This is a genomic window from Paraburkholderia sp. J67, assembly GCF_905220265.1.
Taxonomy (GTDB): Bacteria; Pseudomonadota; Gammaproteobacteria; order Burkholderiales; family Burkholderiaceae; genus Paraburkholderia.
This window is the reverse complement of the sequence record NZ_CAJMZK010000161.1, coordinates 1-203: the sequence shown is the minus strand read 5'-3', so window position 1 is coordinate 203 and position 203 is coordinate 1. Positions and strand designations below refer to the sequence as shown.

At 65.0% G+C, this 203-nt stretch carries 1 protein-coding gene; it reads left to right on the top strand.

Features of this window, described 5'->3' with window-relative positions:
- On the top strand, positions 1-203 hold a 203-nt coding region (locus U5782_RS41600), incomplete at both ends, for an FAD-binding protein (RefSeq protein WP_322049663.1).

The following is a 203-nucleotide window of genomic DNA, read 5'->3' as shown; positions in this document are numbered from 1 at the left end:
TTCGTCGGCCGTGAAGTCACGAAGCTCGATCGCCCTGAACTGACGAGCGCGAAGATCATCGTCTCGGGCGGCCGCGGTCTGGGTAGCGGCGAGAACTACACGCAAGTGCTGGAACCGCTCGCGGACAAACTCAACGCCGCACTGGGCGCATCGCGCGCAGCCGTCGATGCGGGCTACGTGCCGAACGATTACCAGGTCGGCCA